The 15,168-nt window shown below is 75.1% G+C and carries 10 protein-coding genes and 2 pseudogenes; 7 read left to right on the forward strand and 5 right to left on the reverse strand.

The genetic code is table 11. The features are described 5' to 3' along the window. Nucleotides 1–72: 72 nt before the first annotated feature. From ACFV0G_RS08255 to nirD, 5 genes and pseudogenes are all read left to right on the forward strand, one after another. Nucleotides 73–277, forward strand: a pseudogene (locus tag ACFV0G_RS08255) (molybdopterin dinucleotide binding domain-containing protein); the annotation flags it as partial. A gap of 139 nt (nucleotides 278–416) precedes the next feature. After that, a complete protein-coding gene (locus ACFV0G_RS08260) occupies nucleotides 417–2,183 on the forward strand; it encodes an ABC transporter ATP-binding protein (protein WP_380543563.1) in 1,767 nt (588 codons plus the stop codon). A gap of 101 nt (nucleotides 2,184–2,284) precedes the next feature. Then, nucleotides 2,285–3,574: an NAD(P)/FAD-dependent oxidoreductase gene (locus ACFV0G_RS08265; RefSeq protein ID WP_380543566.1), complete on the forward strand. Its 1,290-nt coding sequence runs from the start codon at nucleotides 2,285–2,287 to the stop codon at nucleotides 3,572–3,574. Nucleotides 3,575–3,585: 11 nt separating this feature from the next. Beyond that, the gene (gene nirB / locus ACFV0G_RS08270) at nucleotides 3,586–6,192 is read left to right on the forward strand and encodes a nitrite reductase large subunit NirB (RefSeq protein ID WP_380543569.1); all 2,607 of its coding nucleotides are present in this window, start codon (nucleotides 3,586–3,588) and stop codon (nucleotides 6,190–6,192) included. Further along, nucleotides 6,189–6,542 (forward strand): nitrite reductase small subunit NirD, encoded by a 354-nt coding sequence (nirD, locus tag ACFV0G_RS08275; protein WP_380543572.1) that lies wholly within the window; start codon nucleotides 6,189–6,191, stop codon nucleotides 6,540–6,542. The genes nirB and nirD overlap by 4 nt, the downstream gene beginning before the upstream one ends. A 182-nt stretch (nucleotides 6,543–6,724) precedes the next feature. Here nirD and ACFV0G_RS08280 read toward each other — a convergent pair whose 3' ends face one another. Both ACFV0G_RS08280 and ACFV0G_RS08285 read right to left on the reverse strand, forming a co-directional pair. Further along, the gene (locus ACFV0G_RS08280; RefSeq protein WP_380543575.1) at nucleotides 6,725–7,717 is read right to left on the reverse strand and encodes an SGNH/GDSL hydrolase family protein; all 993 of its coding nucleotides are present in this window, start codon (nucleotides 7,715–7,717) and stop codon (nucleotides 6,725–6,727) included. Between the two features lie 251 nt (nucleotides 7,718–7,968). Then, on the reverse strand, nucleotides 7,969–8,913 hold the full coding sequence (locus tag ACFV0G_RS08285) for a PAC2 family protein (RefSeq protein WP_380543578.1): 945 nt from the start codon (nucleotides 8,911–8,913) through the stop codon (nucleotides 7,969–7,971). Nucleotides 8,914–9,612: 699 nt separating this feature from the next. Between ACFV0G_RS08285 and ACFV0G_RS08290 the strand changes: the two genes are divergently transcribed. Continuing rightward, entirely contained in the window at nucleotides 9,613–10,329 is a 717-nt protein-coding gene (locus ACFV0G_RS08290) for a GNAT family N-acetyltransferase (RefSeq protein WP_380543581.1), read from the forward strand. Between the two features lie 158 nt (nucleotides 10,330–10,487). Here ACFV0G_RS08290 and ACFV0G_RS08295 read toward each other — a convergent pair whose 3' ends face one another. Next, nucleotides 10,488–11,174, reverse strand: coding sequence for an MOSC domain-containing protein (locus tag ACFV0G_RS08295; protein WP_380543584.1), 687 nt, complete (start codon nucleotides 11,172–11,174; stop codon nucleotides 10,488–10,490). Nucleotides 11,175–11,365: 191 nt separating this feature from the next. Between ACFV0G_RS08295 and ACFV0G_RS08300 the strand changes: the two genes are divergently transcribed. Then, entirely contained in the window at nucleotides 11,366–12,670 is a 1,305-nt protein-coding gene (locus tag ACFV0G_RS08300) for a C2 family cysteine protease (RefSeq protein ID WP_380543587.1), read from the forward strand. A 409-nt stretch (nucleotides 12,671–13,079) separates the two neighbouring features. Here the strand turns inward: ACFV0G_RS08300 and ACFV0G_RS08305 are convergent. Further along, nucleotides 13,080–13,925: pseudogene (locus ACFV0G_RS08305) on the reverse strand (ADP-ribosylglycohydrolase family protein); the annotation flags it as partial. Between the two features lie 353 nt (nucleotides 13,926–14,278). Continuing rightward, nucleotides 14,279–14,803 (reverse strand): ribonuclease, encoded by a 525-nt coding sequence (locus tag ACFV0G_RS08310; RefSeq protein ID WP_380543590.1) that lies wholly within the window; start codon nucleotides 14,801–14,803, stop codon nucleotides 14,279–14,281. Between the last annotated feature and the right edge of the window lie 365 nt (nucleotides 14,804–15,168).

Below are 15,168 nucleotides of genomic sequence, written 5' to 3' on the forward strand. Positions count from 1 at the left end.
TTCCGCTCGCCCCCCCCCGCGGCGCCGCGCGGGGGGGGGGGGGCGCGCCGGCGCCCTGGGCGGGGGGGTGCGCGGGCGCGCCCCCCCGCACCCCCCCCCCGGCAACCCAACCGCGATCCGCGCCGACACGGTCTTCATGCCGTTCCACTGGCCGGGCGCGGCCAACGCCAACGTGCACACCAACCCGGCGCTCGACCCGGTCTCCCGGATGCCGGAGTTCAAGGCCTGCGCGGTGCGGCTGGAGCGCTGCGAGGACGGCGGCCCGGCGGCCGGCTGACGGACCGGGGTGTCGGCGACCGGGTGGTGGCGGGGATCGGGTGGCGGGCCGGGTGTCCGGTTCCGGCCACCCGCGGCGCGGCACCGGGCTGCCAGGATGGTGCCACCCCCGCACCGAACTCCTCCCCCGGAGCCTCCCCATGGCGCTGCCCCAGGGCCCGCTGAGCCACCGCTACCGCGGCGAGCACCCCGTCCGCACCCTCCTCTACCTGTTCCGCCCCGACCGCGGCCGGGTCGGCCTCGCCGTCGCGGTCTTCCTCGCCAAGCACGCGCCGGTCTGGCTGCTCCCGCTGATCACCGCCAACATCGTGGACGTGGTCGTCCGGCACCGCCCGATATCGGTGCTCTGGTGGAACTCGGCCGTCCTGCTGGCCATCCTGCTGCTCAACCTGCCGCTGCACCTGCTGTACGTGCACTGGATGCACGGGTCGATCCGGCGGATGGGCACCCGGCTGCGCTCCGCGCTCTGCCACCGGATGCAGCAGCTCTCGATCGGCTACCACTCGCGGGTCAGCGCTGGCGTGCTGCAGGCGAAGGTGATCCGCGACGTCGAGGGCATCGAGAACGCCGCCCAGCAGACCGCCGACAACGGGCTGGCCGCGATCGCCACGCTCTCCGGCGGCCTGGTGGTGATCGCCGTTCAGACCCCGGCCTTCCTGCCGGTCTTCGTGGTGGTCGTGCCGGCCGCGGCGCTGCTGGTCGTCCGGCTGCGCGAGCGGCTGCGCAGCCAGAACGAGTCCTTCCGCCAGGAGGTCGAGCAGCTGTCCTCGCGGGTCGGCGAGATGACCACGCTGATCCCGATCACCCGGGCGCACGGGCTGGAGCGCACCGCGCTGCGCCGGGTCGACCGCACGCTCGGCCGGGTGCTGGACGCGGGGCTCCGGCTCGACCTGCTGAACGGCCGGTTCGGCTCGCTGGCCTGGATCCTGCTGAACGCCATCGGCGTGGGCTGCCTGGCCGGCTCCGCGGTGGTGGCGTACTACGGCTGGCTGAACGTCACCCCGGGCGCGGTGGTGATGCTCAGCGCCTACTTCTCCAGCCTCACCGGCTCGGTCACCACGCTGCTCTCGCTGACCCCGCAGATCGGCAAGGGGCTGGCCTCCGTCCGCTCCGCGGGCGAGGTGCTGCAGGCCCCCGACCTGGAGGAGAACGCGGGCAAGGCGGACGTCGCCGGTGTCACCGGGCGGATCGACTTCGAGGGCGTCGGGCACACCTACCCCGGCGCCGACGAGCCGTCGGTGACCGGCTTCGACCTGAGTGTGCGGCCCGGCGAGACGATCGCCCTGGTCGGCGGGTCAGGGGCGGGCAAGTCCACGGTGCTCAACCTGGTGATCGGCTTCCTGCGGCCGACCGAGGGCCGGATCCTGCTGGACGGCACCGACATGGAGCAGCTCGACCTGCGCAGCTACCGCAAGTTCCTGTCGGTGGTGCCGCAGGAGTCGATCCTGTTCGAGGGCAGCATCCGGGAGAACGTCACCTACGGCATGAAGGACGTGCCGGAGGAGGCGGTGCGCACCGCACTGCGCGACGCCAACGCGCTGGAGTTCATCGACCGGCTGCCGCAGGGCCTGGACACCGTGGTCGGCGAGCGCGGCGCCCGGCTGTCCGGCGGCCAGAAGCAGCGCCTCGCGATCGCCCGCGCGCTGATCCGCGACCCGCGGGTGCTCATCCTCGACGAGGCCACCTCCGCCCTGGACTCCCGCTCCGAGGCGCTGGTGCAGCAGGCGCTGGCCCGGCTGGTGCGCGGCCGGACCGTCTTCGTCGTCGCGCACCGGCTCTCCACCATCAAGGGTGCCGACCGGATCGTGGTGATGCACGAGGGCCGGATCGCCGAGATCGGCCCGCACGCCGACCTGCTGCGCAGCGGCGGCGCGTACGCCGGGCTGCAGGCCGCCCAGCTGGCCTGAGCCGGGCTCACAGCAGGGCCCGCGCGCCGCTGAGGCCGACTTTCCGCTCGTGAAACAGTTCGGCCCCGGCCGGGAAACGTCCGGGAAGCATGCTCAAGGGCATGACGGCGACGGACAGCACAGCGGGGCCGCGGATCGTGGTGATCGGCGGCGGCATGGCCGGCCACCGGCTCGCCCGGCAGCTCACCGCACACGGTGCGGGCCGGGTGGTGCTGCTCGGCGAGGAGGAGCACGCGCCGTACAACCGGGTGCTGCTCGCCGAGGTACTGGCCGGCCGCTACGCGCCCGAGCTCGCGGCGCTGGCGGCGCTCCCCGCGGAGGTGGAATGCCGCCGGGCCCGGGCGGTGCGGATCGACCGGGCGCAGCGCCTGGTGCAGTGCGACGACGGCGCCGCGGTCGGGTACGACCGCCTGGTGCTGGCCACCGGCTCCAATCCGGTGCTGCCGCCGCTGCGCGGCCTGTTCGACGACGCCCTCGTCGGCCGGGGGCGGCACACCCTGCCCGCCGGCGTGTTCGCCTTCCGCACCATGGCCGACTGCGAGCTGATCGACGCCCACCTGCCGGGCGTCCGGCAGGCCGTGGTGGTCGGCGGCGGGCTGCTCGGGGTGAGCGCCGCCCGGGCGCTGGCCGCCCGCGGGGTCCAGGTGGTGCTGGCCCATCAGGGCGAGCACCTGATGGAGCACCACCTCGACGAGGAGGCCGCCGGCCTGCTCCGTGCCCACCTCACCGAACTCGGCGTCGAGGTGCACACCGAGTGCCGGGTGCGCTCCGCGCTCACCGAGGACCGCCGGATCACCGGCGTCGAACTCGCCGACGGCTTCCGACTCGACACCGAACTCCTCGTCATCGCCGCCGGGGTGCGGCCGCGCACCGGCCTCGCCGCCGCTGCCGGCCTGGAGGTGCGCCGCGGCATCGTCGTCGACGACCGGCTGCGCACCACCGACCCGGCGATCCACGCCCTCGGCGACTGCGCCGAACACCGCGGCACCGTCTACGGCCTGGCCGGCCCCGCCCTCGCGCAGGCCGACCACCTCGCCCGCATGCTGAGCGGCCGGGACACCCCGTACCGCGGCAGCCGGCTGCTCACCCGGCTCACCCTGGCCGGCCCGGACTCCGCGCCGCTGGACCTCGCCGCCTTCGGCGAGACCGCGCCGGCCGGCCCCGACGACCGGGTCGTCCGGCTCGCCGACGCCAGCCGCGGCACCTACCGCAAGGTCATCGTCCGCCGCGACGAGGCGGGCGGCGACCGCCTGGTCGGCGGCGTCCTGCTCGGCGACCTCGACACCGTCGGCGACCTCGCCGGCACCTGGGAGGGCGACGAGGCCCTGTCAGCACACCCGCTGCACCTGCTCACCACCCAGAGCACGACCACCGGAGGGCCCTCCCGATGAACACCAGCCCGATGACCACCAGCAGGCCGACCGTCGTCCTGGTCGGGTACGGCATGGTCGGCCACCGCTTCCTGGAGGCCCTGGCCGCCACCGGCGCCGCCGGCCGCTACCGGGTCGTCGTCCTCGCCGAGGAGCCCCGGCACGCCTACGACCGCGTCGCCCTCACCTCGTACTTCGACGGGAAGTCCGCCGACGACCTGCTGCTCGCCGAGGAGGGCTTCGCCGACCGGCACGGCTTCGAGGTGCACCTCTCCTCCCCCGTCGCCTCGATCGACCGCGGCGCGAGGACCGTCACCACCGCGGCCGGGAACACCATCGGCTACGACACCCTGGTACTCGCCACCGGCTCCTACCCGTTCGTCCCGCCGGTCGACGGCAAGGACGCCGAGGGCTGCTTCGTCTACCGGACCATCGAGGACCTGGAGGCCATCGAGGCCTACGCGGCGAACGCGCGGGTCGGCGCGGTGGTCGGCGGCGGCCTGCTCGGCCTGGAGGCGGCCGGCGCGCTCAAGGGCCTCGGCCTGGAGACCCACGTGGTCGAGTTCGCGCCCCGGCTGATGCCTGTCCAGGTGGACGAGGGCGGCGGCGAGGCGCTGCGCCGCACCATCGAGGAGATGGGCGTCGTCGTGCACACCGGCGTCGGCACCAAGACCGTGGTCGTCGAGGACGGCAAGGCCAGCGGCATGACCTTCACCGACGGCTCCGACCTGGAGACCGACCTGGTGATCTTCTCGGCCGGCGTCCGCCCCCGCGACCAGCTGGCCCGCGACTGCGGCCTCACCGTCGGCGAGCGCGGCGGCATCGCCGTCGACGAGTACTGCAGGACCTCCGACGAGCACGTCTTCGCCATCGGCGAGTGCGCGCTCGCCGTCGACGGCCGGGTCTACGGCCTGGTCGCGCCCGGCTACGAGATGGCCCAGGCCGTCGCCCAGCAGCTCGCCGACGAGGTCTGCAAGCCGTTCACCGGCGCCGACCTCTCCACCAAGCTCAAGCTGCTCGGCGTCGACGTGGCCAGCTTCGGCGACGCGTTCGGCACCACCGAGGGCGCGCTGGACGTGGTCTACTCCGACTCCCGCTCCGGCATCTACAAGAAGCTGGTCGTCACCCCCGAGGGGGCGCTGCTCGGCGGCATCCTGGTCGGCGACGCCGAGGCGTACTCCTCGCTCCGCCCGCTGGCCGGGACCGGCAACCCGCTGCCCGTCCCCGCCGAGTCGCTGGTCCTCCCCGCCGGCGCCGGCGCCCCCGTCGCGCTCGGCTCCTCCGCACTGCCGGACGACGCGGTGGTCTGCAACTGCCACAACGTCACCAAGGGCCAGGTCCGCTCGGCCGTCACCGAGCACTCCTGCACCACCGTGCCCGAGGTCAAGACCTGCACCAAGGCCGGCACCGGCTGCGGCTCCTGCATCAAGCTGCTCTCCACCATCGTCTCCGACGAGCTGGAGGCCTCCGGCGTCGAGGTCGACAAGGGCCTGTGCCCCTGCTTCGCGCACACCCGCGCCGAGCTGTACGAGATCGTCCTGGTCAAGCGGATCGCCACCCACCGGCAGCTGCTCGCCGAGCACGGCCGCGCCCCGGAGGGCGCCGAGGGCTGCGAGGTCTGCAAGCCGACCGTCGCCTCGATCATCGCCTCGCTCGCCCCCGAGCTGGAGGCCTCCGGGCACATCCTGGACGGCGAGCAGGCCGCCCTGCAGGACACCAACGACCACTTCCTGGCGAACCTGCAGAAGAACGGCTCCTACTCGGTCGTGCCGCGGATCCCCGGCGGCGAGATCACCCCGGAGAAGCTCATCGTGATCGGCGAGGTCGCCAGGGACTTCGGCCTATACACCAAGATCACCGGCGGTCAGCGGATCGACCTCTTCGGCGCCAGCGTCGACCAGCTCCCGCAGATCTGGTCCCGGCTGGTCGCGGCTGGCTTCGAGTCCGGCCACGCCTACGGCAAGTCGCTGCGCACCGTGAAGTCCTGCGTCGGCTCGACCTGGTGCCGCTACGGCGTCCAGGACTCGGTCGCCATGGCGATCCGGCTGGAGCTGCGCTACCGGGGCCTGCGCAGCCCGCACAAGCTCAAGTCGGCGGTCTCCGGCTGCGCCCGCGAGTGCGCCGAGGCCCGCGGAAAGGACTTCGGCATCATCGCCACCTCCAACGGCTGGAACCTCTACGTCGGCGGCAACGGCGGCGCCACCCCGCGCCACGCGGACCTGCTCGCCCAGGACCTCGACGACGAGCAGCTGATCCGGCTGATCGACCGGTTCCTGATGTTCTACATCCGCACCGCCGACCGGCTGGAGCGCACCTCCACCTGGCTGGAGCGGATCGAGGGCGGCCTCGACCACGTCCGCGACGTGGTGGTCGACGACTCGCTCGGCATCTGCGCCGACCTGGAGGCCCTGATGGGCCGCCACGTCGCCGACTACCAGGACGAGTGGGCGGCCACCCTGGCCGACCCGGACCGGATGCGCCGCTTCGTCTCCTTCGTCAACGCCCCCGGCGTCCCCGACCCGAGCATCCGGTTCACCCCGGAGCGCGACCAGATCAAGCCCGACCTGGTCCTCCTCGCCACCGAGGAGGAGCTGCTCGCCGCCCTCGACCCCGACAACGCGCTTCTGGAGACCCGATGACCACCGTCGCCACCACCACCCGCGTCGAACTGCTCGCCGGCCGGTCCTGGACGTCCGTCTGCGAATGGGAGCAGCTCACCCCCGGCCGCGGCGTCGCGGTCCTGCTGCCGGACGGCACCCAGGCCGCGATCTTCCGGGACCGCGCCGACCAGCTGTACGCGGTCACCAACCGCGACCCGTTCACCGGCGCGTACGTGCTCTCCCGCGGGCTGCTCGGCTCCACCGCCGACGGCCGGGTGTACGTGGCCTCGCCGCTGCTGAAGCAGCGGTTCGACCTGGCCACCGGCGAGTGCCTGGACGACCCCGGGGTCCGGATCCCCGTCCACGCCGCCCGCCTCGGCGCCGCCTGAGCAGCCGTCCGGGCGGCTCGGCCGGGTAGCTCGGCCGGCAGCTCCGACGGGCAACCGCCCGGCACCGAATCGGCCCCGGCCGTCCGCAGTCCCTGCCCTGACCCGCGGACGGCCGGCGGCATGTCCGCAGGGCGCGCGGGACGAGGGCGCGCCGGGGCGCGGCGGGGTCGGCTCGGGGCCGCTCAGCCGCGCACGGCGGCCAGCACGGCCGCCGCCATGCCCTTTTCCCCGAGGGCGTTCGGGTGCAGCGGCGCGGCGCCGGCGGCCGGGACGACCGGCTCGATCCAGCGCCGTCCCGGGCCGGCGCACATGTCGTGGCCGACCGAGGCCGCCGCGGTGTCCACGAAGCGGGCGCCCGCCGCCCGTGCGCTGTCCCGGAGCATCGCGTTGAGCTGCTGCTGCTTCTCGGCGAGGAAGGCCAGGTCGCCCGGGGCCACGGCGTCGCCGAGGGTCTGGACGCAGGACGACCCGTCGGCCGGGAAGAGTATCGGGTACCCCACCAGGTAGACCGTCGCCTGCGGTGCCCGGCGACGGACCTCGCCGAGGACGGCGGTGACCTTCTCCCCCGCCGCCTCCACCTTGCGCTGGACCTCGTCCGGGCCGCCGCCGGGGGCCGCGTAGGCGGCCCGGCAGGGCGCCGCCGCGGCGTCGCCGGGGAACTGCGAGCGGCGCAGGCTCTCCCGGGCGCAGCGGCTCAGCACGTCCATGAACCCGGCGTCGTTGCCGCCGATGCCGACCGTCACCAGGCGGGTCTGCGCACCCAGCGCGTCGAGCTGCGGCGGGTTGGTGCCGTCGGACGTCCGCTGCTGCCCGGTCAGATTGGTCGTCCGGGCGCCGTTGCAGCTGACGTCGCGGAAGCCGGCACCGCTCAGTCCGAGCTGTGCGGCCACCAGCGACGGGTAATTGGCGCCGGAGCGCAGGCAGCCGGTGGGGATTCCGGTCGGCGGCGGCACCTGGGGCCCGGAGGTGTACGAGTCGCCGAGTGCTACGTACGGGCCGGGCACCGGCCGGGCGGTGGTGGACGGCGACCCGGACGGCGGCCCGCTCCCGCCCGCGCCGGACGCGGATCCCGCCGGGGCGGGCCTGGCCCCGTCGGCCCCGCTGCTGCAGCCGGCCGTCAGGGCCAGCGCCAGCGAGACCGCAGCCGTTACGACGGCGCCTCGCCCGATTCCCATGCCCCTCCCCCGGTCGTGCCCGCCCTGCCGGGGGCCGCTGTGCTCCCCAACGTACGGGACGGCCGGAAGATCCCGGCGGTGGCCCGGGGCGGCGCGCCGACCTGCCCGGAATGCCCTTGCCGCAGGTCGGCCCCGGTGCACCCGGTGCGCGTGGGCCGATCGGCCGCGGCCGCCCGGGTGGCGTGCCCTGCCGGACGCCCTCGGCGGTGCCGCTCGGTGTCGGCCGCTCGGTGTCGGCTACTCGGTGTCGGCTACTCGGTGTCGCGCTCGTGCTCGGCGAGGAACTCCTCGAAGCGACGGCCGAGCTCGTCGGCGGAGGGCAGGTCGGGCTCCTCGGCGAGCAGGCTCTGCCGCCCCTCCGAGCCGGCGACCGCGTCGTACTGGCCCTCCATCCCGCGGATGGCGGACCGGAGCTCGCCGTCGCCCTGGGCGAGCTGCTCCTCGATCTCGGCGTACACCTCGTCCACCCGCAGGCGCAGTTCGGTGCCGGGCAGCACCAGGCCGGTGGCGGACTGGACGGCCTCCAGGATCAGGACCGCAGCCGCCGGGTAGGCCGACCGGGCGATGTAGTGCGGGACGTGCACGGCGAAGCCCAGCACGTCGTGGCCGGACTCGGCGAGGCGGTACTCCAGCAGGGCCTGGGCGCTGCCGGGCACCTGCGCCTGGTCGAACCACTTCGGGTACCCGGAGGCGAGGTCCATCCGGGTGCCGTGCGGGGTCAGCCCGACCGGCCGGGTGTGCGGGACACCCATCGGAATGCCGTGGAAGTCCACCGACAGCCGGATGTCGAAGCGCTCGACCAGGCCGCGCACGGCGGCCGAGAACAGCTCCCACTCGGTGTCCGGCTCCGGGCCGGTGAGGACGAGGAAGGGCGCGCCGACGGAGTCGCGGACCAGCTGGAGGAGGATCTCCGGCGGGTCGTAGTCCGTCCAGCTCTCGCGGTCGAAGACCATCGCGGGGCGGCGGGCGCGGTAGTCCACCAGGCGGTCGTGGTCGAAGCGGGCCACCACCTGCGGCGATCCGTGCTCCAGCAGGTGGGTGACCACCTGGCTGCCGGCCTCGCCCGCGTCCATGAAGCCCTCGAAGTGGTACAGCATCACCAGCCCGCCGTCGGCCTCGGCCGCGGCCTCCTGAGCCGCCGCGACCGCTGCGACGCCGGCCGGCTCCAGCTCGTACAGCTCGTGGGGATCACGCACGGTGCACCCAACCCCGTTCCGTCTCGTCCGTTCTCGGGAACTGCCCTGGTCGGCGGCACCCCGGCGGGCGCCTCCCGGACGCCTGCCTGATCATTCCAGCGTGCCGGATGCCCGCGGCATTCCCGCAGCCGCCCCCGGAGCTGCCGCGATCTCTCCACCCCGCGCCCAGAATATTCTCACTCCCGGTGAATCCGCTGGTCGGAGGGGTGTCCGGGCCCGTGGCGCGGCGGTTCGGCGGGCGCCACGGCGTACCCGGGACACCTGCACGCCCCTTCTCGCGCGCCGCGAAGTGACGCACCGCCTTCTTGCGGGTATCGTCCTCTCGCTGCCTCGCATCGTCGCGTCGTCGCCACGCCGTCCGTGACGGCGCGGGCCACGTCCCGGACGAGTGCGCGGCCAGTCACACACTGCGCACCTTGCCTTCATCTGGCCGCCTGCTTCCCTTCGTGATCTCGTCTCTCTCTCGGCCATCTCGCGGACGCACACTGTCCCCTCGCTCATCCCGCCGGTCGGGCCGTCGACCCGTACCCGCTCCGGCACCGCGCTGCCCGCCTCCGGGCCGCCGCCTCCCCCCGTGCCGCCGGTCCCGCCGGCGTACCACGGCACGGCGGCGGACGACCGGGGCGGGGCGAACGACCCAGCCCCGACGCCGCACCCCGGCGGGAGGGCCCCTCCGACCGACGAAGGACCGAAGGATCCGTGCCCGTACCCGTCACCCTCACCGGCCGCACCGTGCGGCTGGAGCCTCTCGCCGAGCACCACGCCGAGGCCCTGGCCGCGGCAGGCGCCGAGGACCGTACGACCTACGCCTTCACCCCCGTCCCGCACGGCCTCGAAGCGGCCCGCGACTACATCGCGCGCGCCCTCGCCGACCAGGCCGCGGGCCGGTCGCTGCCGTTCGCCACGGTGAGCACCGCGGACGACCGGGTGGTGGGCTCCACCCGGTTCCTGGAACTCGACTACTGGCGCGGGCCGCTGGTGTGGCCGCCGGCGCCGGGCGTGCCCTTCGGCGACCCGCTGCTGGCCGTCCCGGACGCCGCCGAGATCGGCAACACCTGGCTGTCCCCGCGCGCCCAGGGCACCGGCGTCAACACCGAGGCCAAGCTGCTGATGCTGCGCTTCGCCTTCGAGGAGTGGCAAGTGCAGCGGATCTCGCTGCGCGCCGACGCCCGCAACCTGCGCTCGCGTGCCGCCATCGAGCGGCTCGGTGCGACCTGCGAGGGCATCCGCCGGGCGCACTCGCGCGGGCTGGACGGGGTGGTCCGCTCGACCGCCTTCTACTCCATCCTCGACGAGGAGTGGCCGGCCGTCCGCGACATCATCGAGCTGCGGATCGCCGCCGCCACCTCGCCCAGTGCCCCGGACCCGGCACTCAACCAGGAGTGCCTTAGACACGCTCCGCTGATCCACGCGTGACGTGAACCCCGCGGGCGGGCCGCCCCCGCCCGCGGGTCCGCCCGCTCTGCGGGTTCTCCTGCTCTGCGGGTTCTCCTGCTCTGCGGGTTCTCCTGCTCCGCGGGCCCTTTCGTTCCCGCGGGTGCGGGTCGCCCGTGCTCGCCGGTCCGGGCGCGGGGTCAGTCCTCCGCGGGCGGCGCGTAGGGTGCCCGGCAGGTGCGCCGGCGGCCCAGCTCTCGGGCGTCCGCAGGCAGCTCGGCGACGTCGGCCAGCAGCGGCAGCAGGTCCGGCTCGGTGGTCAGCGCGCGGAAGCACTGCCGGACGGTGAGTCCGTGCTCCGGCCGGTGCTCCACCGTGACGGCGTCCCCCGCGCCGACCAGCCCCGGCTCGACGACCCGCAGGTACGCCCCGGGCAGCGCGGCCTCGGTGAACCGGCGGATCCAGCCGCGCCGGTCCAGCCAGGCGGCGAAGGTCAGGCAGGGGATGCGCGGGACCGCGACCTCCAGCAGCACGGTGTCGCCGATCCGCCAGCGCTCGCCGATCACGGCCCGGTCCACGTCCACGCCCTCGGTGGTGAGGTTCTCGCCGAAGGCGCCGTTCGGGAGGGTGCGGCCGAGCTCGTCCGCCCAGCGGTCCAGCACCTCCCGCGCGTACGCATAGACCGCCTGGTCGTCGCCGCCGTGGTTGCGGGTGTCGAAGATCCGGTCGCCGACCAGTCCGCTGTGCAGCCCGGTGTGCTTGGGGCCCGGCGCCCGCACCTCCACCCGGTGGTCCACCGGCCGCTTGTCGATACCGGTCACCCCGACGTCGGGTTTCGCCGGATTCGGTCGCGGACGGGCGAGATTCACGGTGAGCACCTTGGCCATGCGGGCAGGGTACGGCGGACCGGCAGCACCCGCACGCGAGTTAACGGATCGCCAGGAGTCGTCCGGCGGCGCCCCGCACTGTCGGACGCCCGTCGGGTGCGGACTGCCCGCGGGCGCGGGCCCGCCGCCGGGCGCGCGCTGTACGCCCCTTACCCTCGTGCCGGGGCGGAGTGACCCACGGGGGAGGATCCATGACGTACCACCGCAACAACTGGCGTCAGGTCGCCGGATACGCAGCGCCGTTCGTGCCGGGCGGACGGGCGATCCTGAGCACGGTCGACATGGTCGGCGAACTCGCCGACGCGGCCGGGCTCGGCCGGCTGCACTACGTCCGCGGGGGCCGGCCGCAGATCGAACTGCCCTGGCAGCCGCCCGGGCCGCCGCCGGACCCGCAGCGTGCCGACGCCGCCGGGCGGCAGGCCTGGGACCTGCTCTTCTCCGACGAGCAGAAGTACGGCGCGCGTGCCCTGCTCGACCACGTCGGCAACCTGCTGATCCCGCTGCCGCCGGCCGAACTCGACATGGTGGTGCGCCGGTTCGGCCCGCAGGGCCTGGAGCGCTGGGACGCCCTCACGCACACCGAGGACGAGCACGGCGAGCCGGCCTACGACTGGCGCCGCCAGCGCGAGCTGTTCGGCTGGCTGCTGCGGACCGTCAGCCCGTACGGCGCGATGCTGGTCGGCACCGCGATGCCGTGCAGCCAGCCCGAGTACGAGGCCGACTGCGGCTGCGACGACCACGGCTGGGTGCTGCCCACCGGGCCGTTCGCCCAGGTCGACGGCGCCTACTACACCGAGAGCTGGCAGCGGGTCTCCGGCTCGACCGAGCCGATGTCCTGGCAGGACATGGACCAGGGCCGGTTCGGCACCTGCTGGCTGCTGACCGGCATCCAGGCGGTCGTCCAGGCCAACCCGCAGCACGCGCCGCGACACCTGCGGACCGAGGCCAACGGTACGGTGACCTGCACCCTCTACGACGGCGGCCGCCCGGTCGACATCACGGTGGTGCCCGACCTCCCCTACGGCCACGACCGGCTGTGGGGGGCCGCCGGGCACAGCACCGACGCCCGCTACGCCGAGACCTGGCCCGGCTACTACGAGAAGGCCGCGGCGATGTTCCACGGCGGCTATCCCGCGATCGCCGACGGCGGCTACACCTGCGAGGCCCTGGAGCTGCTCACCGGCCGCTCCGCGCACGAGCACGGGCTCGACCTCCGCTCGCCGTGGCTGGTCCACGAGATCGCCGACCGCCGGGCCCGCGGGCACGCCGTCACCGCCGGCACCCACGGCCGCGGCGACGACCGCGAACGTCTGGCCGGCGGGCGCCTCGCCGCCAGCCACGCCTACTTCATCAAGGACGTGGACGTGGCCGGCGGCCGGATCTGCCTGGGCAACCCGTGGGGCGACGGGGCCGACCGGCGGATGTGGGAGTGCTGGCTGACCCTCGCCGAGGCGCAGACCTACCTGGGCGCGGTCGACTCCGTCCCGCTCCGGTGACTGCGGGTCGTCGCGGCCGGCCGCCCCGGTGCCCCGTGCCGACCGGTGCGCGGCGGTCCCGTCAGAGGGCGGCGAGCAGGGTGTCGGCCGGGAGCGGCGGCCCGGCCGGCCAGCGTCCGGGGTGGGCCTCGCGCAGGACGGCGGCCGGGCGGCGGCCCGCCCCGCGGACGGTCTCGACCCCGACCGCCAGCAGCACGTGCCCGGTGGGCCGGTGGAGCACGTGGAGCACGCCCTCGGCGGTGTACCGCAGCCAGGCCGGGCCGTCGCCCCAGCCCGAGCGGATGCGCTGCCAGTCGGCCTCCGACCAGGTGAGCGCGGGCACCTCGACCGGGCGCGGCAGCACCATCGGAACGGGGCGGACGCCGGACGGCGGTGCTGCCGGGTCGGCGACGCCCCCGGGCTCGGGGTACGCCCAGGCCGGAAGCGGTTCCCGGGCGGCCGACCAGGCCGCGGGGATGCCGGCCGTCCCGGTGTGCGCGGCGACGATCCCGCCGACGATCGCCGCCGTGGTGTCGACGTCGCCGCCCGCGGTGACGGTGTCCCAGATCGCCGTCGGGTAGTCGTCCAGATGGCGGGCGGCGGCCCAGAGCGCGAACGGCACGGTGTCGGCCGCGCTCACCCGGCTGCCGTTGCCCAGCACCCGGGCGGCGGTGTGCGGGTCCGCGGTGCCGAGCAGCGCGATGGCCTCGCCGATCCCCCGGCGGACCGCGCCGTGCGGGGTGAGGTCCCGGACCGCCGACAGGAAGTCCGCGGGCGCGGGGCGTTCGCCGCGGGCCCGGACGGCGAGGGCGGCGGCGACCGCCACCGCGACTGCGCCGTCCACCGCCTGCGGGTGGGTGTGCGTGATCACCGCGGTGGCGGCCGCCGGGCCGACCGCCGCCGCCGGATCGTCCGCGAACGCCGCGCCGAGCGGTGCCACCCGCATCGCGGCGCCGTTGCCGTACGAGCCCTGCCCGTCGAAGAGCTCGGCGGCGAGCCGACGGGCGTCACCGCCCTCCCGGATCAGCCGCAGCAGCCGGTTGGCCGCCGGGCCGTAGCCGCGGTCGAAGTCGTGCCGGTGGGCGAAGGCATGGGTGAGGTCGTGGCTGTCGATGCGGCCGCGTTCGGTGAGCGCGGCGTGGACGGAGCAGGCCATCTCGGTGTCGTCGGTCCACGGCCAGCGGCCGGGCGGAACCTGCCGGAGGTCGAGCCTGCGGCGGTTCGCCGGGACGAAGAACTGGGCACCGAGGGCGTCGCCCACGGACAGGCCCTGCAGGGCGTCGGAGGACGGGCCGAAGGCGGTGGCCGGGGAGGGGGAGTTCGGAGAGGGCGGCTTCGGGGCCGAGGAGTTCGGGGCCGAGGAGTTCGGGGCCTGAGCCGGAGCAGGGACCTGGTGCGGATTGCCGGCCCGGCCGGCGGAGGAGGGGTTCGTCGATGAGGTCATCACCTCCGATCGTGCCAGCGTGCGGTGCCGGCAACCAGGGGGTTTTCCGCCCTCTCCACAGGCGGTCCGGTCCCGGCGTCGGGGTTGGCGTCGGGGTTGGCGTCGGGGTTGGCGTCGTGGGCCGGCAGGGCCGGTCCGGGGTGCGGGCCCGGGGTTACGGGCACACGGGCACACGGGCACACGGCTCAGCAGCGGGCGTCGATCTCGTGGAAGCTGCCGTAGTGGTCGGCGGTCCAGAACTCCTCGCCCGCGCCGCCGGTGACGATCCGGCGGGTGCCGCGGTCGGCCGACCCCGGGGTGGTCACCGTGTACTCGTGGTAGTAGCCGCCCGCCCGGCGTGGCAGCCGTCCCTCCCGGTTCTCGAACACCACGCCGTCCGACCGGTAGGGGTAGGGGCCGCCGCGGGCGATCAGCACCAGGGTGTCGCGGGCCTGCTCAGGGAGGCGGCTGCGGCAGACGTCCGCCAGGGCGGGGTTGCTCGGCACCCAGCCGGAACCGGTGGCCGGGGCGCCGAGGGTGGGGAGGGTCCGCACCGAGGCGGAGGCCGGGTCGCCGGTCGGGCTCCGGCCGGTGGTGGCCGCTGTGCCGGACGGGGCGGCCGCCGAGCCCGATGCCGAGTGCCCGTGGTCGTTCAGCGCGTACACGGCTGCCGCAACGATCGCGAACACCAGCAGGACGGCGACGGAGACCGAACTGTTTCGGCTGGTCATGGCGTCCAGCTTGCCCGGTCGCCGGGACGGGCCGGGCCACCCTCAGCCCCGGCCTCACCCGTTCGGGTGCAGATCACGTGGCGCGGAGCGGGTTCTCCGGGGACTCCCCGGGGCCCCTCAGGTGACTTCCCGGGGGGACTACCAAGGGGACTACCAAGGGGATTTGCCCGGGGCTCCTTGCCAGGCCTCGGGGGCTTCGCAGGGGGCTTCCCGCAGCCCTCCGGGGGCCGGCGCGGGGCTTCCGGCGCGGAAAACGGCAGCGGGGCGGGAAACGGCAGCGGGGGGGGGGGGGGGGGCGGGGCGGGGGGGGGGGGGGCGGCGCGCGCCCCCGCCCGAGCGCAGGCAACACGAGCCCCCGCCGCATC

It is taken from the genome of Kitasatospora sp. NPDC059571, from assembly GCF_042735675.1.
GTDB lineage: Bacteria > Actinomycetota > Actinomycetes > Streptomycetales > Streptomycetaceae > Kitasatospora.